Below are 438 nucleotides of genomic sequence, written 5' to 3' on the forward strand. Positions count from 1 at the left end.
GGCGGTGGAGTGCGCGGCGGAGAGCTGGACGCGGATGCGCGCGGCGCCCTGTGGCACGACGGGGTACGAGAACCCGATCACGTACACACCGCGCTCCAGGAGCAGCTCCGCCATCCGGCCCGCCTTCGCGGCGTCCCCGATCATGACGGGGGCGATGGCGTGGTCGCCGGGGAGGATGTCGAAGCCCTCCTCGGTCATCCGGGTGCGGAAGAGCGCGGTGTTGGCGTTCAGCTGGTCGCGCAGGTCTCCGGCGGACTCCAGCAGGTCGATGACCTTGAGGGAGGCGGCGGCGATGACCGGGGCGAGGGAGTTGGAGACGTGGTAGGGGCGCGAGCGCTGGCGCAGCAGGGCGACGATCTCGGCGCGGGCGGCGACGTACCCGCCGGCGGCGCCGCCCAGCGCCTTGCCGAGGGTGCCGGTGATGATGTCGACCCGGTC

The 438-nt window shown here is 73.1% G+C and carries 1 protein-coding gene; it reads right to left on the reverse strand.

The window, feature by feature from the left end:
* Positions 1–438: aminotransferase class I/II-fold pyridoxal phosphate-dependent enzyme (locus tag RM572_RS29310; protein WP_311676376.1), on the reverse strand; the 438-nt coding region annotated here is incomplete at both ends.

The organism is Streptomyces hazeniae (assembly GCF_031845485.1).
Classification (GTDB): domain Bacteria; phylum Actinomycetota; class Actinomycetes; order Streptomycetales; family Streptomycetaceae; genus Streptomyces; species Streptomyces hazeniae.